Here is a 24,262-nt window from a genome sequence, read left to right on the forward strand (position 1 = left end):
TCGGTCGGGTCAGTCACCGGCCCGGCCGAGTGCGAGCAGTACGCGGTCCGGCGTCAGGGGGAGTTCACGCAGACGGCGCCCCGTGGCGTGGTGGAACGCGTTTCCGACGGCCGCCGCCGTGCCGACGATGCCGATCTCGCCGATCCCTTTGCTGCCCATCGGGTTGAGGTGTTTGTCGTGTTCGTCGATCCAGTGGGCCTCGATCGCGGGTACGTCGGCGTGGGCCGGTACGTGGTAGGCGGCGAGGTCGCTCTCGACGAAGTCGCCGAACCGGGGGTCGATCGTGCTGTGTTCGGTCAGCGCCATGCCGAGTCCCATGACCATGCCGCCCTTGAACTGCGACCGTGCGGTCAGCGGGTTGAGGATGCGTCCGGCCGCGAAGACGCCCAGCATGCGTCGAGCGCGGACTTCCCCGGTGATCGTGTCGACCCGCACCTCGGCGAAGTGCGCACCGAACGCGTGCCGGGAGTAGGGCGACTTCTGCTTGGCGGACTGGGTGGTGTCGGCCGAGGCGGCCAGTCCGCCGGCCGGCAGCGGCCCGTGGTGGCGCTCCAGGCGTGCGGTGAGGGCCGCGCACGCGTCGTGGACGGCCCATCCCCAGGAGGCGGTGCCCGAGGAGCCGCCGGCGAGCGGGGCCGCGGGCAGGCCGGTGTGGCCGATGTCGACGGATACCCGGTCGAGAGGAACCCGTAGTGCGTCCGCGGCCACCTGGGCCAGGACGGTACGGGCGCCTGTACCGATGTCGGTGGCGTTGACCTCGACGAGGTAGCGGCCGTCGGGGCGGGCGTGCGCGCGGGCGGTGGAGGGCATGACGAGGACGGGGTAGGTGGCGGCGGCCACTCCGCTGCCGATGAGGTACGGGCCCTCTCGGCGGGGCTCCCGGCAGCCCGCCCAGCCGAAGCGCTCGGCGCCCTCGCGCAGGCACTCGACGAGATGGCGGCTGCTGAAGGGGTGGCCGCTGTCGGGCTCGACGCGGGGTTCGTTGCGGATGCGCAGCTCGACCGGGTCGACGCCGAGGGCGTCGGCGAGTTCGTCCATCGCCGATTCCAGGGCGTACATGCCCGGCGCCTCGCCGGGGGCGCGCATCCAGGACGGGGTGGGTACGTCGAGTGCGACGACCCGGTGGGTGGTGCGCATGTCGGGCACGGCGTACATGACCCGGGCCGGCACCGCCGCCTGTTCTACGAACTCGCGCACGCGCGAGGTGTGGGTGGTGACCTCGTGGGTCAGGGAGGTCAGGGTGCCGTCGGTCCGGGCGCCGAGCCGGATGCGGTGCAGGGTGGGCGCGCGGTGGCCGACGGTGGCGGGCAGGTGGGCGCGCGGAAGGGCCAGTTTGACGGGCCTGCCGTAGTGACGCGAGGCCATCGCCGCGAGAACCACGTGGGGGCGCGGCGTCCCCTTGGAGCCGAATCCGCCGCCCACGTGCTCGGACACCACGGTGATCTCTTCCTCCGTCAGCTCGAGCAGTGCGGCCAGCGCGGTACGGACGGCGCCCGCGCCCTGGCTGGAGTCGTACACCGTGAGGTGGTGGCGTGCCGCGTCCCAGTCGGCGGTGGCGGAGTGCGGTTCCATGGGGTGGTTGTGCAGGGGCGGCACCGCGTAGGCGCAGTCGATCTGCACGGGGGCGGCGGCGAGCGCCGCGTCCGGGTCCCCCTGCCGGCGGTCTGCGGGGTGGCCGCCGTTGGCCTCTTCGGGGGTGTAGGCGTCCCGGTGGTCGGCGCTGAGGGTGACGTCGTGGGGGTCCGTCTCGTAAGTGATCCGTACTCGGGCGGCGGCGGCCCGCGCGCCCTCCAGGGTGTCGGCGACGGCAAGGGCCACGTACCAGCCGCGGTGGGGCACGCGCAGGTCCTGCAGGACCTGCAGGGTGGGGTCGTCGGCCGGCCCCAGGCGGGGCGCGTCGTACGGGGTCAGCACGCCGATCACGCCGGGCGCGGCGGCGGGGGCGGTGTCGACGGAGGTGACACGGCCGCGGACGACCGTGGCGGGAACGGGCCAGGCGTAGGCGCAGTCGGGGAGGGCGCGTTCGGCGGCGTAGCGGGCCGCTCCGGTCACCTTCTCGCGTCCCTCACGGCGGCGGGCCGGGGCGCCGAGGGCGCAGGGGCCGTCGGGAAGGGTGGGCATCGCGGGATCCCCTTTCGGGCCGGAGGCGGTCACGGCCGTCCGCCGGCGGGAGCGGAGCCGGCGGAGGCGGAGGCGGAGCGGACCAGCGTCGCGAGGACGTCGCGGGCGAGGTTGCGGGCGAGGCCGACCTTGAAGGCGTTGTCCCGCAGGGGCCGGGCCGCGGCCAGTTCGGCGTCGACGGCCTCCCGCACCGCGTCGTCGGTGGGTACGGCGCCGGTGAGGTGCTCTTCGGCGGCGGCGGCCCGCCAGGGCCGGTGGGCGAGGCCGCCGAAGGCGAGGGCGACGTGGCGTACGCGGCCGTCGCCCAGTTGGAGCACGGCGGCCACCGAGGCGAGGGCGAAGGCGTACGAGGCGCGGTCGCGGGCCTTGCGGTAGAGGGAGACGGCTCCGGGGGCGGCCGGGGGCAGGAGCACGGCCGTGACGATCTCGCCCGGGCGGATCACGGTGTCCCGTTCGGGGTGCTCGCCGGGAAGACGGTGGAAGTCGGCCGCCGCCACCCGGCGGGTGCCGTGTTCGCCGTCGTGGAGCTCGATCTCGGCGTCCAGGGCGGCGAGTGCCACCGCCATGTCGGAGGGGTGGGTGGCGATGCAGTGTGCCGAGTGGCCGAGGACGGCATGGTCGCGGTGCAGGCCGTCGCGGGCCGCGCAGCCGGCGCCGGGTTCCCGCTTGTTGCAGGGCTTGGACAGATCCTGGAAGTACGGGCACCGGGTGCGCTGGAGCAGGTTCCCGCCGACGGTGGCGACGTTGCGCAGCTGTCCGGACGCACCGGCGAGGAGGGCCTGGGACAGGACCGGGTAGCGGGTCCGGACCAGCGGGTGAACGGCCAGATCGGTGTTGGAGACGCAGGCTCCGACCCGGAGGCCTCCCGCGGGCGGCTCCAGCAAGTCGTGAAGGGGCAGCCGGGTGAGGTCGATGAGCGTGCCGGGGGTCTCCACGCCGTGCTTCATGAGGTCGACCAGGTTGGTGCCGCCGCCGATGTAGCGGGAGCCGGGGTGGCTCGCGTAGGCAGCGGTCGCTTCCTCGAGGCTGGTGGCCCGTACGTAGGCGAAGGGTTTCACGGTGTCACGTCCGTGGGCGGGGGCGGGGTCCGGTCGGGAGTTTCAGCGGCGGCGCAGGCCGCTACCGCCTCGGCGATCGCGTTGTAGGCGCCGCAGCGGCAGAGGTTGCCGCTGAGCCGCTCCCCGATTTCCTCGGCGGTCAGGACAGCCGGTCGGGCGGCGTCCGCCGCGGTGGCCGCGTCGGTCACGAACGAGGGATGTCCGGCGGCGGCCTCTCTCAGCACGCCGACGGCCGAGCACAGTTGGCCGGGAGTGCAGTAGCCGCACTGGAAGGCGTCGTACTCGAGGAAGGCCTCCTGGAGAGGAGAGAGTGCGCCGTCGGAGGCGGCAAGTCCCTCGACGGTGGTGATCTCGGATGCGTCCAGCGTCACGGCCAGCAGCAGGCAGCTGTTGGCGCGGCGGCCGTCGACGAGGACGGTGCAGGCCCCGCACTGCCCGTGGTCGCAGCCCTTCTTGGAACCGGTCAGGTCGAGCATCTCGCGCAGGGCGTCGAGGAGTGTGACGCGGTTGTCCAGGTCGAGTGCGTACGTCCGGCCGTTGACGCGGAGCGCGACGTGCGAGCGGTTGGAGCCGTCGGTGGCCGGTGGACCGGCCTGCTGCTGTTGCCGGGGAGCGCGTGCACGTGCCGCCACGAATATCCTCCATGTCCGGTTGAGGGAGATATGTCTAGCACCTTCCCGGGCCCGGCCGTGCCACACGCCCCCGCGAGGGCACCCGACAGATCCGGAAACGACACCCGAGGGCTTTACACGGCGTCTCGCTGCCCGTTCAGTCGCAGTACGACTCCAAGGTGCCGCGCCGCCGGATGTCGAGGGTCGCGCAGTGGAAGGAGCCGCCGAAGGGGGCGTAGTGCAGCAGATCGCAGGGGACCGGCTCGAAGCCCCAGCGTTCGAGGGCTCGGAGCATGCCGGTGTGGTGCCGGTCGGCGATCACCCGGCCCCCGCCGATCGCGAGCACGTTCATGCTCAGCCACTTCCCGCACATCGAGGTGACATTGAGCAGCGGCCCTTTGATGGGGTCGGGCTCGGGGGCAATGAGCACGTCCCAGGAGCGAAGCGCATCGGGCAGGTCGTCCACGTCCACGTATTCCGGATTGACCAGCACCTTGCCGGGGGCGAGCGGCAGCAGCGTGGTGTCGATGTGCATCGGCGTGCGGCAGCGGCTGCGGACCTCGTGGATGCGGTAGCCGGGCCCCAGATGGCGCCGCAGCCACTCGATGCCCAGGGCGTTGGTCACGTTGCTGCGTGTCACGAACAGATCGCGGCCCGCACGGACGAAGTCGGCCGCATCGAAGACGGGCTCGAACTCCGTGAGGATGTACCGCATCGGCTCCCCCGGCTCCGGGATCCGGTACTCCGGGTCGAACAGCTCGTCGGTGAGTTGCGGGCGGGGGGCTGCCGTCCAGCGCCCGCCGCGGCGGAAGTACTCCTTGAGGACCGGCCGGTAGGAATGGGTTTCGAAGTACCGGCAGGGCCAGGCCATCGGGGTCTCGATGATCTCGTCGCCGACCACCAGCAGGCTGTCCCGGGGGCAGCTGCAGCAGAAGCCCCGGGAGGACCAGTCGGGGGTGCCGAACCGCCTTCGGTGCACCACCGCCTCCGGGCGCCGGACCGTCACCCCGGACGATTCCAGCAGGGCGACGAATCCGTCCAGCTCCTCCTGTGCGGGTTCGGTCAACGCCCGGGGGAACCGCGCTCCGGCGGCGAGCCCCTGCAGGCGGGCCGCCCACGGGGGGATGTTGCAGGCCACGACCGGGTGGCTGGAGGGAATCGTCGCCCCGTCCAGAGAGCCGACGATGATTTCCTCCAGCGGATCCCACTCGTTGTGCGAAGCGACGGGAGAGACGAGAGTCTTGGCGGTGGCGCCGTCGTCAACCGGCGCGGCAGTAGTGATGTCCATAAGCCTGACCAGATACTCGGGCGGTCCCGGCCGACCGGGGCCGACTGTCGTGTCCGACGGCGCCCCGGACGCCTCCGCAGAGCTGCACGGCCACACCGTCCGTCCGGGGCCCTCGTCCGGCGCCTACCCCGAAAGCGGGCATCTAGGCCGTCCTTTGCGGATCTTGCCGGCCCGCGTCGCCGGTACCGCTACGGGCCGGGGTGCAGGCCGGGGCCGAGGGGCGGCCCGGCCAGAGGTGTCGGTGAGAGGTCGGTCGGCTCTTCACCGGCCTCGAGGAGGGTGTCGGCGGCGCCGACGATGAGGGCGTCGGGCCGGCCGACCGCCGCCTCGTCCTTGCGGTCGTAGTCGATGCGCCACAACAGGCTCCGCATGGCCTCCAGCCGGCCGCGGCGCTTGTCGTTGGTCTTGACCACCGTCCACGGAGCGCGAGCCTTGTCGGTCGCACGGAACATCTCGACCTTCGCCGCGGTGTAGGCGTCCCACAGGTCAAGGGAGGCCAGGTCGGTGGGCGAGAGTTTCCACTGGCGCACCGGATCGACCTGCCGGATCGCGAAGCGGGTGCGCTGTTCGGCACGGGAGACCGAGAACCAGAACTTCACCAGCAGGATCCCGTCCTCCACCAGCATGGCCTCGAAAGCGGGGCACTGCCGCAGGAACTGCTCGCACTGCTCCGGCGTGCAGAACCCCATGACCTTCTCCACGCCGGCCCGGTTGTACCAGGACCGGTCGAAGAAGACGATCTCACCGGCAGCCGGCAGGTGCGGGACGTACCGCTGGAAATACCACTGGCCCTCCTCCCGCTCGGTCGGCCTGTCCAGGGCCACGATCCGCGCCTCGCGGGGATTGAGCCGCTCCGTGAACCGCTGGATCGTGCCACCCTTGCCCGCGGCGTCCCGGCCCTCGCAGATCACCACCAGGCGCGCGCCCGTGTCGTGGACCCAGCGCTGCAGTTTGAGGAGCTCGATCTGCAGGACTCGCTTCGTCCGCTCGTACTCCCGGCGCCTGACCTTGCGGTCGTACGGATAGTTCTCGCGCCACGTGCGGATCGGCGCCCCGGAGGCGTCCAGCAGGACCGGCTGCTCCGGCCGGCGGTCGTCCACACTCAGGCCGGAGAGCAGGTCTTCGGCTTCCTGCGGCCGCGATTTCGATTTCGGATCACTCACGCCACGCGCCTACCCAGAAGGGCGACAAATATAGGGGAGCACGCTTTCACGGCGGATGGTCCGGTGCCTGGCGCATGGGGCGTCGAGGGCCGTGACCCTGGTGGTGGGAGATGATCAGTACGGCGCTCACCCAGGCGATCACCCCGCTCCAGGCCAGGAGACCGGACCCGGCGAAGCTGCCTGCCATGAGCATGGAAAGCGCGGTCACCAGGAGAGCCGCCGTGAAAACGAGACGGCGGCCGGCCGCGCGCCGTCTGCGCCGGTGGTCGGCCTGCGGCCGTCCGCCGTCCAGCTCTGCGAGCAGCTGGTCCCAGGCCGCCGTCTCTCGCGGCGTCAGTTCGCTGCCGGCCATCGGCCCCTCCCCTGGTCCTCGGTCCTACGTGCGGTTGCCCGCGACGGAGCGGACCATGTACCGACCGGGCCGACTCCTATGACGGGCCCGACCCGTGCGCAGCAGTCGGCCGGGGGCTCCTACTCGGGTACGGCGGGCTCCCCCGTCTTCTCGGCGGCCCGGCGCTGGGCGGCGGTGTCCGGAGTCAGGGCGTCGGCGGCCTCGCCCTCGTTCGTGTCGGCGGGCATCGCCTCCTGCGCTGCCTGGCGGGGGTGCGGATCGCCGCTTTCGCCGGGTACCTGCGGCGCCGCGGCGGCGGCCCGGGTGTGCTGCCTCTTCTTGCTCATCGCGCGCTCCGATCGTCTGCCTCGGCGTCGTCCTGGCCGGCGTCGGCCCCGCCGTCAGGGCTCGACCGTCATCTCCGCGCAGCGGGTGACGACGGACTCGAGACCCTGCCCGCCGGCATGCAGTCGTCGCTGCACGCGCGCGCCGTTGCCGCGTTCGTGCAGCCGTGCAATGCCTTCGCGGACCCGCTCGTCGTCGTCGTGGTCCTTCAGTGCTTCCCGAACGTGCTGGTACAGGGCTTCGACCGCGTGCTCGGCGGACGTCTCCTGCATGGTCTCGGGGTGGAGCAGGGGCCCGTCCAGACCGGACCTGCCGGCCCGCCAGGAGGCGAGCCGCAGCAGACTCGTACCGACCCGTGGCGGAGGCTGTCCGTCCTGCCAGGCGCGGGACGCCGTCTCCACCAGGCCCCGAATGAGAGCCGCGAGCAGGACCGGGGTGTAGGCCTCCAGGCAGACGTCGGCAACCCGGACCTCCACCGTGGGGTAGGTGGCCGACAGTCGGGCGTCGAAGTAGATCATGCCCGCGTCGCGCAGTACGCCGGTGCCGATCATCGCGCGGACCTGCTCGTGGTAGCGGTCGGCGGAGCCGAATATCCCGACGGGGCCCGCGGAGGGCCAGCGGTTCCACACCCGGCTGCGGTAGCCGGCGTAGCCACTGTCCTCCCCCTGCCAGAAGGGCGAATTCGCGCTCATCGCCATGAGCACCGCCAGCCAGGGCCTGATGCGGTCCAGTACCGCCACGCCCTCCTCGTCCGAGGCCACCGACACGTGGACGTGGCACCCGCAGGTCAGCTGCTCCTGCGCGGTGAGCCCGAACTGCTCGCCGATCCACCGATAGCGCCGGCCGACGTTGAGCGACGGCTGCACGGGCAGCGGTGACGTCGCGACCGCCGCCACCATGGCACCGGCGCTCGCCGCGTGGCGCGCCGCCTCGCCGCGGATGCGTACGATCTCCTCGTGGAGTTCGGCCATCTCCGTGACCGGCTTCGTCGCGAACTCCAGCTGCTCCTTGTGCAGTTCCTTCTCGAACTCGTGCTCCCGCCTCCCGGCGGCGGGACGCTGCCCGGCCGGACGGTCGGCGGAGGCCAGGACCGCCCCCGAAACGGCCCGTGGGGCACCGCTGTGCGCATCCACGAGCAGCAGCTCTTCCTCCACACCTACACTTCGCATGTCACCGTCCGCGGCTCGACGTGTCGTACGCACCGCACCTGCCCTGCCCGCTCCCGGCCATGCGGTCCGTACCGCGTCAGTCACCGGCGCGGCACCGGCGGGCGCGCAGAACGGCCTTCACCGGCCGGCGGGCCCGTCCGTCCGGTGGTCCTCGGGACGTACGCCGGTGAACGCGGAGGCGTCCTTGTCGCCGCTCGGGCGCTGGGACTTGCCCCTCGGCCCCTTGTCACGCATCCCGTCCTCGCCCTTCCGGGCCACTTCCTCTCCGCCGCGGCTGCTGCTCTCGGTGGGCCTGCCGTGGGGGTTGCCGGATTCCTCCTTCGACACGGTCCTGCCCGGGCCCGCCGCGGGGGCGTACCGGTCGGGGTGGAAGGACCGGTGGGCACTGGGGTTGTCCTGCTGTCGCTCCTCGTCGATGTCCGGTGACCAGCCGTGCTCAGCCCCCTCATGCCGGCTCGCCTTGTGCTGCGACGTGTCCTTGTCCGACTTTCCACTCATGATCATCACCTGCTCTTCCGGGTGGTTGTTCGCCCGAGGCCTACGCGGGGCGCCTACCCGGCCCCGCCGTCGGCACTCCTGAGCGCACCAGCACGCCGCAGCTCCGCCCGCGACTGCCCGGCGATGCCCGTGAGGTCGCCGCTGTCTTCGTCTTCCTGGCCGGACTGAGGCGTCGTACGTGTTCGGGGCGTCGTGGAGCGTGGACGCCGGCATGCTGCGGATGGGACCCCATGGCCGGATCGCACATGGGCCACGACCGGTGGCGGCGGCCCTGGACGTCAGGGGGCCGGGTTGGGGCCGAGGTACTGCTCCAGCCAGTCCGCGGCGGCCCGCCGGTAGAGCCTCCTGTTGTCCGCACGCAGGAACTCGTGGCCCTCGTCGCGCAGCGTCAGCTGTCGCGCCGGTACCCCGCGGCCACGTGCCGCGCGGATGAACTGTTCCGACTCCGTCGGCGGCACGTTGGTGTCGTGCTCGCCGTGCACCGCCAGCACCGGAGTGCGCAGTTGATCTATGCGGCTCATCGGGGACAGCGCGCGCAGCAGTTCCCGGTCGTGCTCCGGGTGGCCGTACTTGGCGGTGGCGGACTGCGCGATCCAGGGTTCCGTCCCGGCGAAGAACGTGGCGAAGTCCGACATTCCACAGACGGCGACCCCCGCGCGGAAGAGGTCGGGATGCCACACGAGGGAGGCCATGGTGAGGTAGCCGCCGTATGAGCGGCCCATCACCCCCAGCCGTACGGGGTCGGCGTAGCCGAGCGAGACCACGTGCGCGGCGCAGTCGGCCACGTCGTCGATCGCCGCGAACCGGCCGGCGCCGAGGTCGGCGTCCACGAAGGACCGCCCCCAGCCGGACGAGCCGCGGACGTCGGGGGCGAACACGTCCAAGCCTCTGCCGAGGAGCTCGTGGTAGAGCGGGCTGAACACCGGCCGTTCCTGTTCCTCCGGCCCGCCGTGCAGGTGGATGACGCACGGGCCCGGCCGGCCCGGGTCCCGCTCCGGCGCTCTGTAGTACCACCCTCCGAGCTCCAGCCCGTCCCGCGCGCGGCAGCGCAGGGGCACGGGGCGTACGGGAGGCCGCCCGGGCGGGACCGCGTCCTCGTCCCGCGCCGACCAGAGCGCGCGTGCGGGCGCAAGGACCTGGTCGAGTTCCCAGATGCCGGGCCTGCGCCGCGAGCCCGCCAGCGCGGCGAACAGGCCGCCGCGTTCCAGCGGTGCGACGCGTGTCACGACTTCGTGGGGCAGGACCGCTCGGTGTACCGGCCCGACGCCCCGCGGTCCGGCGTCCGCGTCCGCGTCGGTGAGGGTGAGCCCCACGCTCTCCAGCTCGGTCGCGCCGTGCACGTTCCAGGCGAGGACGGCCCACCGGCCGTGGTCGGGGAGGTTCAGCAGGTCGAGGGGGGACGTGTCGCGTTCGGCCGCCACGGACACTCCCCGGCCGCTGCCCTCCTCGTCCAGTCCCACCCGGAGGAGGGCGGCGAACTCGCGTTCGGTGTCGCTGCGCAGCCACAGGGTGCGGGCGTCTGCGGAGAACCGTCCGATCCAGGGGTCTCCGTCGGCGACGTGCAGGAAGAAGGTGGTGCGGCCGGAGGCCGTGTCGAGCACGAGGGCCTCGCGCCTGCCGCGCGGGCCGCGCCGGATGAGCGCGAAGCGGCCGTCCGGGCTCGTGTCGCACACGCGGAGTGAAGCCGCGCCCTCCTCCCCGTACAGCAGCACGGGCGCGCGGGCGCCGTCCGGATCGACCAGGTAGGCGGCCAGCCCGCCGCTTCGGACCGGGCCCGGATCGGGCAGCGGGCGGACGGCCGCCTGCGCGGACGGTGGTCCGAGCAGGGTCGCGGGGCCGCCGCGTTCGGACCAGGCCGCGCCGGGGGTCCTCGCGGGCGTCGAAGGGGCAGCGTCGGCGTCCGGCGCGAGGTGGCCCGCACCGGTGTGTTCCGAGCCCGACAGGGAGGGCTGGGCGACCGTGACCGCGAGGGCGGCGCCGTCGCGGGTCCAGCATCCGAGGTGGGCGGAGCTCCCGGGCTCGGCGCCCGCGAGCACCTGCCGTCCGGTGCCGTCCGGGCGCACGGCGAGGACGCGTGTGTGCTCGCCGCCGCCCGGCGCGGACGTGTAGGCGATCCAACGCCCGTCGGGAGACCAGGAGACCTCGGTCACCGGGTCGGGATCTCCGTCGAGAACGTGGGCTTCGGGCCTGCCGGCCGGTCCGCTCCACAGCTGGGGGACTCCGGCGCGGTCGCAGATGAAGGCGACGTGCTCACCGGTGGGGTCGACCGACGGGTACCAGCAGCCGTGGGCGGTGAGCAGGGTCGGCGGGTCGGCGCTGAGATGGTCGGGCAGCCGCACCGGCACGGGCGCCGGCGACGGAGCGGCCGCCGGGCCCGCCGTACCCCATGCGTGAATCACGGGCTTCGTCTGCTCCAGGGGCATGGCCACCTCTCCCAGGCTTCCGCTTCCGGGGTCTTCCCACCACCCGGTGGATCCACTCACCGGATGCCGTGCGCCTGGAGCCAGATCTCCAGCGTCGCCACCTGCCACAAGGTGTTCGCCCCGCGCCGGGCACGGTGACGGTTGGGCGCCGCGAGCAGTTCGTCCACGAGGTGCTCGTCGAAGATGGCGCGCCGGCGTGCTTCCGGGGCCGTGAGGGCCGCCCGCACGCGGGCCAGGACGGGCTGAGCCATGTGCCGCACCGCCGGGACGGGGAAGTAGCCCTTCGGGCGGTCGACGACCTCCCGGGGCAGCACCGTGCGTCCGACGTCCTTCAGCACGGCCTTGCCGCCCTGCGCCAGCTTCAGCCGCGGCGGACAGGCCGCTGCCAGCTCGACGAGGTCCTGGTCCAGGAACGGCACCCGTGCCTCCAGCCCCCAGGCCATCGTCATGTTGTCGACCCGCTTGACCGGGTCGTCGGGCATGAGCGCGTGCACGTCCATCCGCAGGGCGGCGTCGAGGGCCGTGTCGGCTCCGGGGGCGGCCATGTGGGTGCGGACGAAGTCTGTCGAAGCGTCGTGGGCGACGGCCAGGTCCGGGTGGACCATGGCGGTCAGGTCGGCGTGCGAGCGGTCGAAATAGACGCGGCCATAGGCGTCGGCCGCGCCCGTGCGGGGGGCCGAGGCGATCTGCGGGTACCAGTGGTAGCCGGCGAACACCTCGTCCGCGCCCTGGCCGCACAGCACGACCTTCAGCTCCTTGGAGACCTGTTCGGACAACATGTGGAAGGCCACGGCGTCATGGCTGACCATGGGTTCGCTCATGGCTCCGATCGCGGCCTCCAGGGCGGTGGGAAGCCGGTCCGACGGAATCAGGAACTGGTGGTGGTCGGTGGAGTAGCGACGGGCGACGAGGTCCGAGTACCGGAATTCGTCGCCGTCCTCGCCGTTCTCCTCCTCGAAGCCCATCGCGAACGTCGGGATGTCGTCGTGTCCGTCCTCGGCGAGCATCGCCACCATCAGGCTGGAGTCCAGGCCGCCCGACAGGAGCACGCCCACAGGAACGTCCGCGACGGTACGCCGCCTCACGGCGGTCCGCAGCGCGGCCTCAACGGCCTCCCGCCAGGCAACGGGGTCGTCCCCGAGCCCCGAGTGCCGGGTGTACGAGGGCTGCCAGTAGCAGTGGTCGCGGCTGGTGCCGTCGGGCTCGACGACTCGCACGGTGGCCGGCGGGATCTTGCGTACGCCCGCCAGCACCGTGCGGGGCGCGACCACCGTGCCGTGCCAGCTCAGGTACTGGTGCAGGGCCACCGGGTCGATGGAGGTATCGACTCCGCCGCCCGCCAGCAGGGCGGGCAGCGAAGAGGCGAAGCGGAGCCGGTCGCAGTCCTCGGTCACGTAGAGGGGCTTGATGCCCAGCCGGTCACGGCCCAGGACGACTCGGCCCGTGTGGTGCTCGACCACGGCGAAGGCGAACATGCCCACGAAGGACCGGACGCACTCCCGTCCCCACTCCGCGTACGCCTTGGCGACGACCTCGGTGTCTGAGTCCGAGAAGAACCGGTGCCCGAGCCCCTCGAGGCGTGTGCGCAGCTCACGGAAGTTGTATATGCAACCGTTGAAGACCACGGTGAGGCCGAGCTGCGCGTCGGTCATCGGCTGTGCGCCGCGCTCCGACAGGTCGATGATCCGCAGGCGACGATGCCCGAGGGCGACCGCCTCCTGGGACCACACCCCCCTGCCGTCAGGCCCCCGCAGCTCCAGCGCATCGGTCATGCGTTCGACTGCGGCCAGGTCCGGCCGTCTGCTGTCGAAACGCACCTCCCCGCTCAGGCCGCACACGGGGCACCTCCTCGCGCCTCGGCGCCTCGGAGCGTCCGGTGGGCCCCACTCTTCACAGAGGACAAGGTCGCGTACACCATGCGTCTGCACTCCTGTTGCCGGTTCGGCCTGCACGTGCGAGCCGGTCCGAACGGGCGGTCGACTTGTACGGCGTCTGCCCGGCCTGGAGTTTCGTAAGCGGGCGCTTGCCCGGCGAGGCACGAGCGGGCGCGAGCTCATCACCGCCGTTGCCGCACCTTCACGGCGTTCCGCCGCCGTCGGCGGGTGCGCGCCGGGGCGCCCTGACCGGCGCCGTGACCCCGCCCGCCGGGCGCGCCCCCTCCAGGAGACCGAACATCTCGTCGATCACCTTCCGGAAGTCGCTCCACGGAGACGCCGCACGGTCCGGCTCGTCCGCCGAAGGGCCCGTCGGGCTTCCGCCCGCTCGTTTCGAGGTCATGGTCCACCTCTGGGATCCGTCGTCCGGCTCTGCACCGGTGCGCCTCGCACACGTCGAGCGTGTCCGGAGCGCCTTCCCCCACGCCGGCGGTTCATGCCGGGCAGCGCAGCACGGACGGGAACCGGGCCTGCGCCACCTGCCGCCGGCGCCGGACTCGCGGACGAGGGACTGGCCGACAACGCCTGTTTGGGATGCGGCAGAGCGCGCAGAAGCGCCATGACAGATACCTGACATAAAGGCAGGAGCACATCATGGGCATCATCGCGTGGATCCTGATCGGTCTGCTGGCCGGGCTTCTGGCCAAGGCCTTGATGCCGGGCAGGGACCCGGGCGGGATCATCGTCACCACGCTCATCGGCATCGCCGGCGGCCTGCTCGGCGGCTGGCTGGGCAAGGTCATCTTCGGGGTCGATTCCATCGACGGATTCTTCGACCTGTCCACGTGGATCGCCGCCGTCATCGGCTCGATCATCCTGCTGGCCCTCTACCGCCTCGTCATCGGCAACCGGCGCTCGCACCGGCACGCGTGATCCCCTGCCCGGGCCGGCCCTGCCCGGGCCGGCCCGCCGACATGTCTGCGGGCTCCGACGTGTTCGAACCGAACCCGCACAGCGGCGGATCGTGGGAGCGGTGTTGGTTCCTCCACTCCGCCGGCCTCGCGGCGTGGCTGGAGACACGGCTCGCGGGGACGGGCCGGTTCGAGGAGGGCGCCTTCGACGGGGACGACCCGGTCGAGCCTCAGCCACGGGACCGGGCCGCGGGCCGACTGTCATCCGGGACAGGGCGACCAGCAACGCTTCGCCCTGTGGGCGCGCGGCCGCCGCTGTCACCACTGCGGGAAACGAGGTGGTCGCGGGGCCTGCCCCCAGCGCCGCGCCGGGCCGGGTCTGCCCGGAGGCGGAGACGCCGCGGCGGGGCGGGATGGGGCTGGCAGGCTGCGGGGCGGCCCGGATGGCGACCCGCCGGGCCGCTCCCTGCTGGATCCGTCGCCCAGCTCCCAGGGCCCGAGCCCCGAACTTCGACAAGGCCGCGGATATAGAATAGAACACGTGTCCGAACTTCCGCCTGATCCGCTGCGCCTGCGGACGATCGTGACCTATCTGCGCTACGAGCTGGGACGCGCCGAGCGCGCGCTGGCCGCCGCGGAAGCCACGGCAGCCGCGGCTGCGCGAAGCCGCCCCCTTCCGGAACCGCCGGCGTGGGTGGTCGAGCACGGCATCGGGGGCGGGCGCCCGCCGGTCAGCATCCACGCCGGGGACTGCTGGGACCGCGGCAGGCGCTGGCGTCCGCTGACCGCCGAGGAGGCCCGCCAGGCGCTGTCCGAGGGTGTGAGGGCCTGCACGCACTGCCGCCCCGACACGGCTCTCGGCGTGATCGACTGACGCTGCGCTCGGCAGGAGGTCCTGTCGGGGAGTCCGGTCACCCTCAGCAGCCGACGGCGGCCCGAACCGCTCAGAGGTCGACGGCCGCGAGCACGCCGGCAGGGGCCCATGGGACCGTGATCTGCCGCGGGCCTGTGAGGTGTGTGCGGCGTTCCCCGTGAGGTGTGTGCGGCGTTCCGCGTGAGGTGTGTGCGGCGTTCCCCTGGTCCTTCAGGTGAGGACGTGCCACCCTCGAAGGTATCCAGCCTGGTCGGTGGGAAACCCCGCGCTGCCGGACGGTCACCGGCGAGTGGCCGCCCGGAGGGTTCGGGTGGTCTCGATCGGCTGTGCGCGGCCCGTATACCGTGCGCTTGACGGCCTTCCGCGCCCCGAACGGGGAGCCGACCGTAATGGGCTCCGATGGAAACGGGGCTGTCACGCCATGTACCCCACCCTTGAACTCGGCGTTGCCGCCGGTTCCGGCAGTACGGTCCTGACCGTGAGCGGTGAACTCGACATGGACACCGCGCCGCACCTCACCGAAGCCTTCGATCTCCTCGACCTGCAGCAGCACCTGACCCTGGACCTGTCGGCCGTGACGTTCATCGACTCCTGCGGCCTCAACACGCTCCTCGCCCTCCGCCACCGCATCGGCCTCACCGGCGGATCCCTGGCGCTGGCAGGCCTGCCCGATCAGGCCCTGCGCCTGCTGGACCTCACCGGCACCCGTCATCTGTTCACCCTCCGCGCCGGGCCCCCGTGCGTGTGAGCCTCTCGCGCGAGCAGGCCGTGCCCGTCAGGTACCAGTGTCGAAGGTCCGTTTGCGAACACGTGATCTTCGTTTCATGGCTTTCGGCGGAGGCGGTACGCCTCGTACGGTCAGTCCGGTCAGATCCGCTCGGGTTCCAGGAGGCAGTGTGCAGACGCCCCAGGTGACGGTCAGGGCCGAGGCCGACGGTGTGCGGGTGGTCGTCTGTTCCGGCGAGTTCGACCTGGACAGCACGGGACTGCTGATGGACGCCTGCGATGTCAGGCCGGTACCGGCCGCCCTCCTGGTCGTCGACGTGAGACAGGTGGCCTTCGGCGACTCCAGCTTCCTCAACGCCCTGATCCGGCTGCGCAACACCCGCCCCCTGGCCCTCCAGGGCCCGCTCCCGAAGCAGCTGCGCAGGATGATGGAGATGACCGGGGCGCTGCCCCTGTTCGACATCCGCGACACCACCGAACAGGCAAGATGAACCGCTGCATGCAGCGGAGCCGGCATCTCCTGCTGCGCGTGGGGAAGCCGAGAGGTATGAGGGCCAACATCGGCAAGCCGAATGTGCCGGCCGGGATGAGCTGCGCGCAGGCGAGGGAGAACGCCCGCCGTGTCCTGGCCGAGCAGGGCGCGCCCCCGCCGCTGGTCGCCGACGTCCTGACGGTGGTGAGCGAGCTCGTCTCCAACGCCGTGCGGCACGCAGGCGGGGTCACCGGCTTCCAGGTTTCCGTCCGGGCGGACCAGGTCGTCGTCGAGGTGTCGGACGGCTCTGCGCTCCTGCCTCACCTTCGGCCGTCCTCCCCGCCCACTCCCGGCGGCTTCGGATGGCGGGTGGTGAAGGCACTCGCGCCCAGCACCTTCGTCCGCTCCCACCGCAACGGAAAGACCATCATCGCGACCCTCCCCGCCCCCGCCGGCCGCCCTCCCGCCCCCTGACCCCGGGTCGTGCTCGGGGGCAGCGCGTGCCCGGCCCTCGGTGTCCCGACACCGGGCCGTGTCCGTCCTCGGTGTCCCCGCTCGGCGGCCGGGAGGTGCTGCGGCCACCCCCGCTCGGCGGCCCGACCCCAGCGCGGCGACATCACCGGAGGACACCGGCCGCCGGGACAGCACCCCGCCCCCGCCGGACACGCCGGCCCCGGGCCGGCGACCCTGGCGGCGAACGGGACCACGCGGGAGCTGGAAAAGTGCTCCGCAATTGACAGTTGGGGTCTGACCGCACCGGCTTGCGAGGGATGATGACCCCGATATGGCCGGAGCCCCTGCAGGGATGCGCTCGCGTCCCCAGCCCCCATGGCGGGACGGTCGGCGGCTGCGGGCTGCCGTGTCCGCACCGCTCGGCTCGGCCTTCGCCGTCGTAGGCCATCACCCCTGCCCCGCTATGCGGGCGCTTCGCTTCACCCGAGGAGTCCCGATGAACAGGTCGCACACCCGTCTCGAGCTCTCCAGGCCGGTCCTCGCGGCGGCATGCGCACTGGTGGTCGTGGGCGTGGCTGCCGGGCCGGCCGCTGCACACGCCGGGGTCACCGCCTCCGACCCGCGCGCGCTCGCCGAGAACGTCACGCTGTCCTTCACCTCCGAGGCGGAGTCGGACACCGCGGGTATCGCGGAGTTGCGAGTCGTGCTCCCGAAGGGCATCGCTCCGGACGCCGTGATGCTCAAGGCCGCCCCCGCGGAGTGGAAGCTGGCTGCCACCCCGGATGGCTACGCAATCGGTGGGCCTGCCCTGGACACCGGCACCGATGCCGAGTACAGCATCACCGTGCGCCAGTTGCCCGATGAGAGGTCCCTGGTGTTCAAGACGCTGGAGACGTACAGCGACGGGAAGATCTCCCGCTGGATCGAAGTGCCCGCCAGCGGGGAGAAGGTCGACAACCCTGCCCCCGTGCTGAAGCTTCAGCCGGCGGCCCCCGGAGCCCGGCCCATCGCCCCGAGCCCGGCGTCGTCTCCGACTCCGACCCCGAGCAGCGCTCCGTCTCCCGAGCAGTCCGCAGCTCCTTCGGCTCCGGGCGCGTCCCCTGGCGCACAGGCGGCGAGCTCGGAGGAAGCGGGCAGCGCGGCCGGCGCCACCGTCGGTGTGGTCGCGGCCCTGCTGCTACTCGCCGGCGGCACCTTCTGGTGGGTACGCCGTAGCCGGAGCCGGACCTGACGCGAACGACAGGGGGCCGTCGCACGGCATGTGCAGTGCGGCGGCCCACGACGCCCGTACCGATCCCCGATTCCCGGTCCCGGTGCACCGCTACGGATCGACGAGCGCGGTCCGGGTGGCCGGGGCCGTCCGCGACGCCGACCGCGCCTGCGGATCTCCGTCGGTGGACAGTGGGGCCAGCCCGCTGCGGCGACGGAGGTGGCTACGTGATGCGGATGGTCTCGCGCACGGTGACCTGATCGATGTCGGTGGTGCGCACGGTGATGTTGAGCGTCCAGGCACCGGGCATGGGCAGCTGCAGATCGTAGGCGGCCCAATACCCCTTCTGGTTCTTGAGCTTGGCGTCCAGCGGGCCGATTCCCAGTTCGTCCTGCGTCAGGGACAGGCGGAGTTCGGGGACGGTGGCGAAGCCGCCGTCCGCGGTGTACACGACGGCTTCCACCGTGTTCTGTCCCACGCGTCCCGGTTCCAGCGTGACCTGGACGGCACCCTTCTGGTTGGCCGTGCCCATGTCGAACGGGACCGTGACCACCTTCGCCTGTGGCTCCGGAGCGCCGGCCGCCGCCGTGTCGGCGGCGCGGCTGGGCTGGGTCGCGGTGAGCAGAGTCGTGATCCCCAGGACCACGACACCGAGTACGGCTTCCACGGCCACCGTGCGCCGAAGCCTGCGGCGGTACGCGCCGGTGGTGAGGACCGGCGGCTCCGTGCCGTCCCGCTCTCCCGCGGCGGGTTCGCCGGGCGGCGTACTGCCGGAGGCCGGTGCCACCGGTGGGGGCGGCGCCGGTGCGCCGACCGTCTCCACGATTTTCACCCGCTCGGGCTCGGGCACCGCCTGCCCTTGCGCGGCGGCCGACGGCTCGTCGTGATCGAGGCGGGCCGTCCAACGGCGGGAGAGGAACGCCACCCCCAGCACGAGAACCACGGCGGCGAGCTTGACGGCGAGCGTCCTGCCGTACGACGTGGTGGACAGCGCCTCCCACGATCCGACCTGCCGCCAGGACTGGTAGATCCCCGTGCCGACCAGAACCGCGACGGCGGTGAAGGCCAGGGTGGAAAATCGCCCGATCGCGGACGCGGGCACATCGAGGCCGCCGGGGTCTCGTCGGCGCAGGACGGTCACCAGTGTGATCAGGCCGCCCAGCCAGACTCCCATCGCCAGCAGGTGCAGCACGGCGACGGGGATCGCCAGCGGCACCTGGATGCCCGCGGAGGCGTGCTCCGCGGCGGCCCAGGTCAACGCCATGACCAGGGCGAGTCCCACCCCCACGGCTCGGACACGGGTACCGAGGTCACCCGGCGTCGTTCCGTCGTCGAACCGGTCCGGTCGTGAGGCCCACCGTTTCAGCAGCACCGCGGCACTCACGAGCAGCACGAGCCGTACGACCAGTGCCATCCCGGGTCGCCCTGTGATGGTTCGACCCAGCTGGGACGGGTCGAACGCCGATGTCAGCGCTCCGGCCGTCTCGTACGGGGCGCGGAGCAGCAGGAGGGCCGCGGTGGACACCACCAGGGCCACCCAGCCGACTGCCAGCACCCCCCGTACCGGGCGAACCGCGCCTGCGGCGGGCCAGCACACCAGGACGAAGGCGGCAGCCCCGACCAGCAGGGCCAGTCCGCCGTAGGCGACGTAGCGAAGGAGGCCGTACAGACGGCCGGCCGCCGTGGCCTCGAGGGAGCCTGTCTCCACCACGGCGGCGGTGCCGGACGGTTTGCCGATGGAGAAGATGAACGCGCCCGAGATCGGGTGGCCGTCGGCGGAGACGACGCGCCAGGCCACCGTGTAGGTGCCCTGGGCGAGCTCGTTCGCCAGCTCCACCCGTGCGGTGTGCTCCTTGCCGTCCACGTGCTGGGCCGGGCGCGGGTTGACACGCTCGTTCTCCGGGGACAGCACTCTCAGCGAGTCGTCGGAGAAGCCCACCGACTCCGTGAAAGTGAGCGTGACCTGCTTGGGTGCCGTGCCCAGGATGCTGCCCTCCGTAGGATCGGAGCCCTTGAGGCCGGCGTGCGCGACGGCTGGGCCCGCGCCGCCGAGGACCAGGGCGAGCAGGGCGGCGACCAGCGCCAGGACCGTCAGATAGGTCCTCGCGTGAGGCGATCCAAGGCGCATGAACAGTCAGTCTCCGAAGTGGCGGTCGTCAGCGGCGGCACAGACGGGATGTGGACGATAGTGCTGCCGATCCCAGGACGGAGCCGGTTAAGCAACTTCGGCTAAAGGGCGCATCGGAAGGCCCTGCTCGGAGCCCGTTCCTGTATGGAGCGGAGGCGGGCAGCGTCCGTGCGGGCCGTCGCCCCGTGCCGCAAGGCGGAGGCACGTACTGTCGGCTGACATGCCGTCGCGTCGCGCGCAGCGGGGCCGTCCGCGCTTTTGGTCGTGTGGTTGCTCGGATTCCTCGCCCGTCCGAAGACAGGCGGCGGCCGCTGGTACCGGTGGTAGGCAGGCGCCGCCTCGCATCCCGGCTTCCGCCCCATGAATGAAACTGCACGACGGGGGCACGGGCGGAAGGGCCACAGCACGGAATTCGAGGGACGGAACTGTTCTCCGCCTTCGCATACTCGAAGGAGTTGTCTCGCATGACCGAGAACGTGTGGAGCTACAAGTCGACCGTCGGCCGCCTTTCGACCACGGACCTGACCGGCTACAAGGTCGAGGCGACGGACGGCAGCATCGGCAAGGTCGACAAGCACTCCGATGAGGCCGGCGATGCCTACCTGGTCGTCGACACCGGGGTGTGGATCTTCGGCAAGGAGGTCCTGCTCCCGGCGAGCACCGTGATCCGGATCGACGACGCCGAGGAGAAGGTGTACGTCGACCGTACCAAGGAGCAGGTCAAGGACGCGCCCGAGTTCCACCGGGACAAGCACCTGGGCGACCCCGGCTACCGCGAGGAGCTGGGCACGTACTACGGCACCGGAGCCCCCTTCGGCGGCCGCCCTGCGTGACCGCGCACGAGAAGCCGGCCCCGGCAGCCTCCAGCGGCTGCCGGGGCCGACGACTGCGGCGGTGGCCGGGCGACGGGGGGGGGCGACGCGCGCGCGTCCCAGCCGACCTGGAAAAAGCCGGCCGGTCAGGCCTGGGGCCCGTTCGGCGGCCGCGGGCCGGCGGCCGCGGCCGACCGTGAGTCCTGGGACGGCGCAGCCGTGTGCCGCACGCCGCGGCCGTGACCGAGCGTCACCTGGCTCGGTGCCCCGCCCATGCGGCCGCCTTCCGCAGCACAGGAACGCGGCCGCGGTCCGGCACCGTCCAGAGGGTCTGCCCGCGGAGGCCCCAGCGTTCGAGCAGGGCGTTCGCGGCCTGGAACCCGGTCGTGGCCGCCCGTTCCATCAGCGCGACCGGAAGGTCGGTGCGGACGACGTCGCCGGCGACGACCAGCCCGGGGTCGGGGGTGCGGACGGTGGGGCGGTCGGAGTAGCCGCCGACGGGAAACAGGGGGCAGTCCTCGCGCCATTCGTGGCGGACGTCGACGACCTCGGCGGCACGGGTTTCCGGGTACACGCGGTGGAGCTGCTGGAGGAGTTGCTGCTCCTGGACGGTCCGCGGCAGGTCCGCATCCACGGCGTAGGCGTGGAGTTCCACGACGGATCCGCCGGTGCGTGCCGCCCAGCGGGCGGCCTCGTCCTCCCAGCGGTTCAGGACGCTGATGTTGTCGAGGCCGCCGAAGCCGCTGGTGCCCAGGAAGCCCGGGCGGCCGGCATCGACGGGCCGGTCGAGCCAGAGCCGGGTGACGAGGAAGGGCGGGGCCACGCGCAACTGCGCCACGCGCTCCCGCCAGGCTCGGTCGCCCAGCCGGTCGGAGCGGGCCACCAGGGACCGCAGGCCCGTGGCATCCAGGGCCAGGACAACAGCGTCGTACCGGCGCGTTGCGCCGTCCTCGGTCACCTCGAACGGGCCCGCAGGGGTGGGCTCGACGTGTTCGACGGCGCTTCCGGTGCGCACTTCGGCGCGGTGCCGCTCCAGGTAGGCGGCCAGGGGCTCCCACAGCGCCGCCGGGTAGGGCGAGCGGGGCACGTCGAACAGCAGGCCCTCGGCGGAGCCCAGGAAGTAGATGTGGAACATGAGGGCCATCTCTGCTGCCGACAGCTGCCGCGGGTCGGCGAAGAAGCTCCGGGAGAAGACTTCGAAGGCCAGATGCCGTGCCTGTGCCGGGAAGCCGATGGCCTCCAGGAAGTCGTGGGCGCTGATGTGGTCGAGCCGGTGGTAGACCTCCGGCACGCGGATGTCGAGCAGCGGCAGGGCCGGGGCCGGATTCATGGTGCGCAGGTCCCGCAGTCGGAAGGTGGGGCTGAGGGCGACGAAGCCCAGGGCGCTCCACGGCGGGGTGCGCGGCACGTGCCGGAAGCTGTCGCAGAGGCCGTCCGCGTGCAGGAGCGGGTAGTCGGGGAGTCCGGTGAGGGCGGCCAGGGCGGGGTCGGTTCGGCGGAGCAGGCCCCTCAGGTTGTAGTACTGCCGGAAGAAGGCGTGGAAGCCGCGGCTCATCGTCACGGTGCTGCCGTCGCGCAAGCGGGTCGGCCAGCCGCCCGCGCGGCCGCCCAAGTAGGGCTCGCGCTCGTACAGCGTCACCCTGACACCCCGTTCGGCCAGCGCGGTGGCGGCGGCGAGGCCGGCGATCCCGCCGCCGATCACGGCTGCCGTGTGGCGGCCGGCTGCGTGACGGGCGCCTGGGCGGGCGAGCAGGATGCGTGCTCGTCGGTCCCTGCCACGACGCGCGGGGGGCCGGTGCGCTGGGGCGGTCACCGGGGGTCTTCCGGGCGTGCGGCGACGAAGGTGTGGGTGATGCCGGTCTGCCAGCCCGGCAGGGGCAGGACGCGGACCCTTTCGAAGCCGGCTTCGTGGAGGCGGGCGGCGAACCGGTCGGCCGGGTCGAAGTGGACGACGCTGCGCCACAGATGGCGGTAGAGGGGTCCGTCCCCCAACAGGGTGGCGGCGGGCTGGACGATGCCGCGGCACACCAGCGTCCACACGGCGCGGTGGGCGCGGCGGCCGCTGAGGCTGTATTCGTGCGCGGCGAGCCGCCCGCCCGGTCGCAGTACGCTGCGGACGGTGGTGAGGACGGCATCCGGGTCGGTGAGGTTGCGGAAGAGGTAGGCGGCAAACACCGCGTCGAAGGGTCCGTGGACGCCGGCGTCCGTCAGGTGCTCGGCCGGTGAGTGGATGAAGTGCACGCCGTCCGCGGACGGTTTGGCCGCGGCTTTCGCCAGCATGCCGGCGGACGCGTCGACGGCCGTGATGTCTGCGGCGGGGAGGACGGAGCGGATCGCGGCCGTCGAGGCCCCCGTGCCGCACCCGAGGTCCAGGATTCGCAGACCCTCCCCCGGTGCGGGGAGGCCGAGGCGCCGAACCGAGCGCCGAAGATGCGCGTGGTAGCCGGGGTTCGCGGCGACGAGGGTGTCGTAGGTGCGGGAGGCGTGGTCGAACGCGGCGGCGAGGTCCTCGTCGTGCAGCAGGGTCATACGGTCTCCAGGGGCTGGTGGTGACGCGGGCGAGGGGTCAGGGGAAGGGGCGGCGCGGCAGGCGGGGCAGCTCGGCGGCGCTGCGCAGCATGGGGCCCACCGGGGCGTGTCTGCCGACGGAGAGGTCCTCGAGCAGGTTCGTGCGCCCGTCGAGGAAGCGCAGGAGCCGGGCCGCGGGGACGCGGGTGAAGAGGCGGCAGAACAGGGCCGGACCGTCGACCCGGCCGCTGTCGAGGGCCCGCAGCAGGACCGCGTCCATGGTGCGGGCCCGCACGGAATGGGCGGCCGGGGGCACCGGAGCGCGGCCCTGCCGCAGCGCGGCGGCGACCGCCCGGGTCTGGCGCTGGAGTCCGGAGAAGGTGTATCCGGTGGACGGCCGGGTCGCGCCGCCGGCTGCGCCGATCCGGAACACCGATGCGCCGATGCGTTGCGGTACGGGGGCGTCCGTCATGGGGATGAGACCGGTCTCGGTGGCGAGGACCTCCAGGTCGCCGAGGGCCAGGACGTCTGCGGCGTAGTGCCGCAGGGCGGCCTCGTAGCCGCTTTCCGTCAGTACGTGCGGGGAGAACTCGGTGTACTCGACGAGCGCTTCGCGCGGGCCGGTGGGCAGGACGTAGCCGAAGGAGAGCCCGGCGGCGGGCTGTGGTGTCCGGAAGTCCATCAGTTCGGCGGTCCCGCGGTCGAAGACGGGCCGGGCCGTTCGGACGAACCAGCCGTGGAAGTGCTGCAGCAAGGTGGTGCGGGCGGCCGGGAGGCTTCCCAGAGGGCGCGAGTCGAACACCCAGCGGGCCTCGAGGACATCGCCTGTGCCGTCGGGCCGGGTCATCGAGACCCGGGGGCCGGACGGGGCGTCCTCGACCGTGTCCACGGTCGCCTCCACCCGCCGGACGTTGGGGCTGTGGGCGAGGTCGTGCGCGACCAGCGACTCGAAGTCGTCGGAGCGGATCATCTTGTACCGGAGCGGGGTGATGTTCCCCTCGATGGGTGCGCCGACGGGTGGCCGGACCCGCAGGTGGCGCCATTGTGAACGCACCGCGTGGTCGAAGCGGCCGCGGCCGGGCTCCCAGAAGCACCAGGTGCGCGGGGCGGGGCGCAGCGGACCGGGTGGGGCGTCGACGAGGACGACGGACGGGGCCGGGCCGCCGTGTCCGTTCAGCCGGTGGGCCAGGGACAGGCCGGCGGCGCCCGCCCCGATGACCGCCACGTCCGCCTTCAGCACGGCTGTTGCCTCCATCTCCGGGTCGGCGTTCACGCAGGGCTTCCCGC

General features: G+C 72.5%; 22 protein-coding genes and 1 pseudogene. 8 read left to right on the forward strand and 15 right to left on the reverse strand.

Annotated features, from left to right (window positions below; all coding sequences use genetic code 11):
* Nucleotides 1–9: 9 nt before the first annotated feature.
* The 9 genes from ACZ6JS_RS29470 to ACZ6JS_RS29510 form a co-directional block, all read right to left on the reverse strand.
* Nucleotides 10–2,121, reverse strand: a complete 2,112-nt coding sequence (locus tag ACZ6JS_RS29470; protein ID WP_469302383.1) for a xanthine dehydrogenase family protein molybdopterin-binding subunit — start codon at nt 2,119–2,121, stop codon at nt 10–12.
* A gap of 29 nt (nt 2,122–2,150) precedes the next feature.
* Entirely contained in the window at nt 2,151–3,179 is a 1,029-nt protein-coding gene (locus ACZ6JS_RS29475) for an FAD binding domain-containing protein (protein WP_469302385.1), read from the reverse strand.
* Complete coding sequence (locus ACZ6JS_RS29480; protein ID WP_469302387.1) at nt 3,176–3,811, reverse strand: 2Fe-2S iron-sulfur cluster-binding protein; 636 nt, start codon at nt 3,809–3,811, stop codon at nt 3,176–3,178. Before ACZ6JS_RS29480 ends, ACZ6JS_RS29475 begins: the two co-directional genes overlap by 4 nt.
* Nucleotides 3,812–3,947: 136 nt before the next feature.
* Nucleotides 3,948–5,078, reverse strand: coding sequence for an amidinotransferase (locus ACZ6JS_RS29485; RefSeq protein WP_469302389.1), 1,131 nt, complete (start codon nt 5,076–5,078; stop codon nt 3,948–3,950).
* A 188-nt stretch (nt 5,079–5,266) separates the two neighbouring features.
* The gene (gene ppk2 / locus ACZ6JS_RS29490; RefSeq protein WP_469302390.1) at nt 5,267–6,241 is read right to left on the reverse strand and encodes a polyphosphate kinase 2; all 975 of its coding nucleotides are present in this window, start codon (nt 6,239–6,241) and stop codon (nt 5,267–5,269) included.
* A 46-nt stretch (nt 6,242–6,287) separates the two neighbouring features.
* Nucleotides 6,288–6,593, reverse strand: coding sequence for a hypothetical protein (locus ACZ6JS_RS29495; protein ID WP_469302392.1), 306 nt, complete (start codon nt 6,591–6,593; stop codon nt 6,288–6,290).
* 119 nt (nt 6,594–6,712) lie between these two features.
* A complete protein-coding gene (locus tag ACZ6JS_RS29500; RefSeq protein WP_469302393.1) occupies nt 6,713–6,919 on the reverse strand; it encodes a hypothetical protein in 207 nt (68 codons plus the stop codon).
* A gap of 54 nt (nt 6,920–6,973) precedes the next feature.
* Nucleotides 6,974–8,086: a glutamate--cysteine ligase gene (locus tag ACZ6JS_RS29505; protein ID WP_469302395.1), complete on the reverse strand. Its 1,113-nt coding sequence runs from the start codon at nt 8,084–8,086 to the stop codon at nt 6,974–6,976.
* Nucleotides 8,087–8,203: 117 nt separating this feature from the next.
* Nucleotides 8,204–8,584 (reverse strand): hypothetical protein, encoded by a 381-nt coding sequence (locus ACZ6JS_RS29510; protein WP_469302397.1) that lies wholly within the window; start codon nt 8,582–8,584, stop codon nt 8,204–8,206.
* Nucleotides 8,585–8,697: 113 nt separating this feature from the next.
* Here ACZ6JS_RS29510 and ACZ6JS_RS29515 point away from each other — a divergent pair.
* A pseudogene (locus ACZ6JS_RS29515) lies at nt 8,698–8,856 on the forward strand (SDR family oxidoreductase); the annotation flags it as partial.
* Between the two features lie 6 nt (nt 8,857–8,862).
* On the opposite strand, the gene ACZ6JS_RS29520 reads toward ACZ6JS_RS29515, so the two are convergent.
* A complete protein-coding gene (locus ACZ6JS_RS29520) occupies nt 8,863–11,007 on the reverse strand; it encodes a S9 family peptidase (RefSeq protein ID WP_469302645.1) in 2,145 nt (714 codons plus the stop codon).
* 56 nt (nt 11,008–11,063) lie between these two features.
* The gene (locus ACZ6JS_RS29525) at nt 11,064–12,845 is read right to left on the reverse strand and encodes an N-acetylglutaminylglutamine amidotransferase (protein WP_469302398.1); all 1,782 of its coding nucleotides are present in this window, start codon (nt 12,843–12,845) and stop codon (nt 11,064–11,066) included.
* Between the two features lie 690 nt (nt 12,846–13,535).
* Here ACZ6JS_RS29525 and ACZ6JS_RS29530 point away from each other — a divergent pair.
* The 6 genes from ACZ6JS_RS29530 to ACZ6JS_RS29555 all read left to right on the forward strand — a co-directional run bounded on the left by ACZ6JS_RS29530 (nt 13,536) and on the right by ACZ6JS_RS29555 (nt 17,548).
* Nucleotides 13,536–13,814, forward strand: coding sequence for a GlsB/YeaQ/YmgE family stress response membrane protein (locus tag ACZ6JS_RS29530; protein ID WP_469302399.1), 279 nt, complete (start codon nt 13,536–13,538; stop codon nt 13,812–13,814).
* A gap of 519 nt (nt 13,815–14,333) precedes the next feature.
* Entirely contained in the window at nt 14,334–14,666 is a 333-nt protein-coding gene (locus ACZ6JS_RS29535) for a DUF6233 domain-containing protein (RefSeq protein WP_469302401.1), read from the forward strand.
* Between the two features lie 421 nt (nt 14,667–15,087).
* A complete protein-coding gene (locus ACZ6JS_RS29540; protein ID WP_469302402.1) occupies nt 15,088–15,414 on the forward strand; it encodes an STAS domain-containing protein in 327 nt (108 codons plus the stop codon).
* A gap of 148 nt (nt 15,415–15,562) precedes the next feature.
* On the forward strand, nt 15,563–15,883 hold the full coding sequence (locus ACZ6JS_RS29545; protein WP_469302404.1) for an STAS domain-containing protein: 321 nt from the start codon (nt 15,563–15,565) through the stop codon (nt 15,881–15,883).
* A 56-nt stretch (nt 15,884–15,939) separates the two neighbouring features.
* Nucleotides 15,940–16,338, forward strand: a complete 399-nt coding sequence (locus ACZ6JS_RS29550; RefSeq protein ID WP_469302405.1) for an ATP-binding protein — start codon at nt 15,940–15,942, stop codon at nt 16,336–16,338.
* A gap of 475 nt (nt 16,339–16,813) precedes the next feature.
* On the forward strand, nt 16,814–17,548 hold the full coding sequence (locus tag ACZ6JS_RS29555) for a DUF1775 domain-containing protein (protein WP_469302407.1): 735 nt from the start codon (nt 16,814–16,816) through the stop codon (nt 17,546–17,548).
* Between the two features lie 202 nt (nt 17,549–17,750).
* On the opposite strand, the gene ACZ6JS_RS29560 is transcribed toward ACZ6JS_RS29555, so the two are convergent.
* Entirely contained in the window at nt 17,751–19,655 is a 1,905-nt protein-coding gene (locus tag ACZ6JS_RS29560) for a copper resistance CopC/CopD family protein (RefSeq protein ID WP_469302409.1), read from the reverse strand.
* 464 nt (nt 19,656–20,119) lie between these two features.
* Between ACZ6JS_RS29560 and ACZ6JS_RS29565 the strand changes: the two genes are divergently transcribed.
* Nucleotides 20,120–20,488 carry a PRC-barrel domain-containing protein gene (locus tag ACZ6JS_RS29565; protein WP_469302410.1) on the forward strand — a complete coding sequence of 123 codons (369 nt, stop codon included), beginning with the start codon at nt 20,120–20,122 and terminating at the stop codon, nt 20,486–20,488.
* 229 nt (nt 20,489–20,717) lie between these two features.
* Here the strand turns inward: ACZ6JS_RS29565 and ACZ6JS_RS29570 are convergent, their stop codons facing one another.
* The 3 genes from ACZ6JS_RS29570 to ACZ6JS_RS29580 are packed head-to-tail and all read right to left on the reverse strand — an operon-like array spanning nt 20,718 to nt 24,215.
* The gene (locus tag ACZ6JS_RS29570) at nt 20,718–22,223 is read right to left on the reverse strand and encodes an FAD-dependent oxidoreductase (RefSeq protein ID WP_469302647.1); all 1,506 of its coding nucleotides are present in this window, start codon (nt 22,221–22,223) and stop codon (nt 20,718–20,720) included.
* A gap of 53 nt (nt 22,224–22,276) precedes the next feature.
* Nucleotides 22,277–22,996 carry a class I SAM-dependent methyltransferase gene (locus ACZ6JS_RS29575; protein ID WP_469302412.1) on the reverse strand — a complete coding sequence of 240 codons (720 nt, stop codon included), beginning with the start codon at nt 22,994–22,996 and terminating at the stop codon, nt 22,277–22,279.
* A 37-nt stretch (nt 22,997–23,033) separates the two neighbouring features.
* On the reverse strand, nt 23,034–24,215 hold the full coding sequence (locus ACZ6JS_RS29580; protein WP_469302648.1) for a lycopene cyclase family protein: 1,182 nt from the start codon (nt 24,213–24,215) through the stop codon (nt 23,034–23,036).
* Nucleotides 24,216–24,262: the final 47 nt, after the last annotated feature.

The organism is Streptomyces sp. NPDC046349 (genome assembly GCF_055587885.1).

Bases quoted from the DNA above. Each gene is read 5' to 3' on its own strand.
- ACZ6JS_RS29500 (WP_469302393.1), bottom strand. From the start codon at position 6,919: ATGAGCAAGAAGAGGCAGCACACCCGGGCCGCCGCCGCGGCGCCGCAG.
- ACZ6JS_RS29495 (WP_469302392.1), bottom strand. From the start codon at position 6,593: ATGGCCGGCAGCGAACTGACGCCGCGAGAGACGGCGGCCTGGGACCAG.
- ACZ6JS_RS29565 (WP_469302410.1), top strand. From the start codon at position 20,120: ATGACCGAGAACGTGTGGAGCTACAAGTCGACCGTCGGCCGCCTTTCG.
- ACZ6JS_RS29485 (WP_469302389.1), bottom strand. From the start codon at position 5,078: ATGGACATCACTACTGCCGCGCCGGTTGACGACGGCGCCACCGCCAAG.
- ACZ6JS_RS29550 (WP_469302405.1), top strand. From the start codon at position 15,940: ATGAGGGCCAACATCGGCAAGCCGAATGTGCCGGCCGGGATGAGCTGC.
- ACZ6JS_RS29520 (WP_469302645.1), bottom strand. From the start codon at position 11,007: ATGCCCCTGGAGCAGACGAAGCCCGTGATTCACGCATGGGGTACGGCG.
- ACZ6JS_RS29530 (WP_469302399.1), top strand. From the start codon at position 13,536: ATGGGCATCATCGCGTGGATCCTGATCGGTCTGCTGGCCGGGCTTCTG.
- ACZ6JS_RS29560 (WP_469302409.1), bottom strand. From the start codon at position 19,655: ATGCGCCTTGGATCGCCTCACGCGAGGACCTATCTGACGGTCCTGGCG.
- ACZ6JS_RS29505 (WP_469302395.1), bottom strand. From the start codon at position 8,086: ATGCGAAGTGTAGGTGTGGAGGAAGAGCTGCTGCTCGTGGATGCGCAC.
- ACZ6JS_RS29540 (WP_469302402.1), top strand. From the start codon at position 15,088: ATGTACCCCACCCTTGAACTCGGCGTTGCCGCCGGTTCCGGCAGTACG.
- ACZ6JS_RS29575 (WP_469302412.1), bottom strand. From the start codon at position 22,996: ATGACCCTGCTGCACGACGAGGACCTCGCCGCCGCGTTCGACCACGCC.
- ACZ6JS_RS29555 (WP_469302407.1), top strand. From the start codon at position 16,814: ATGAACAGGTCGCACACCCGTCTCGAGCTCTCCAGGCCGGTCCTCGCG.
- ACZ6JS_RS29470 (WP_469302383.1), bottom strand. From the start codon at position 2,121: ATGCCCACCCTTCCCGACGGCCCCTGCGCCCTCGGCGCCCCGGCCCGC.
- ACZ6JS_RS29510 (WP_469302397.1), bottom strand. From the start codon at position 8,584: ATGAGTGGAAAGTCGGACAAGGACACGTCGCAGCACAAGGCGAGCCGG.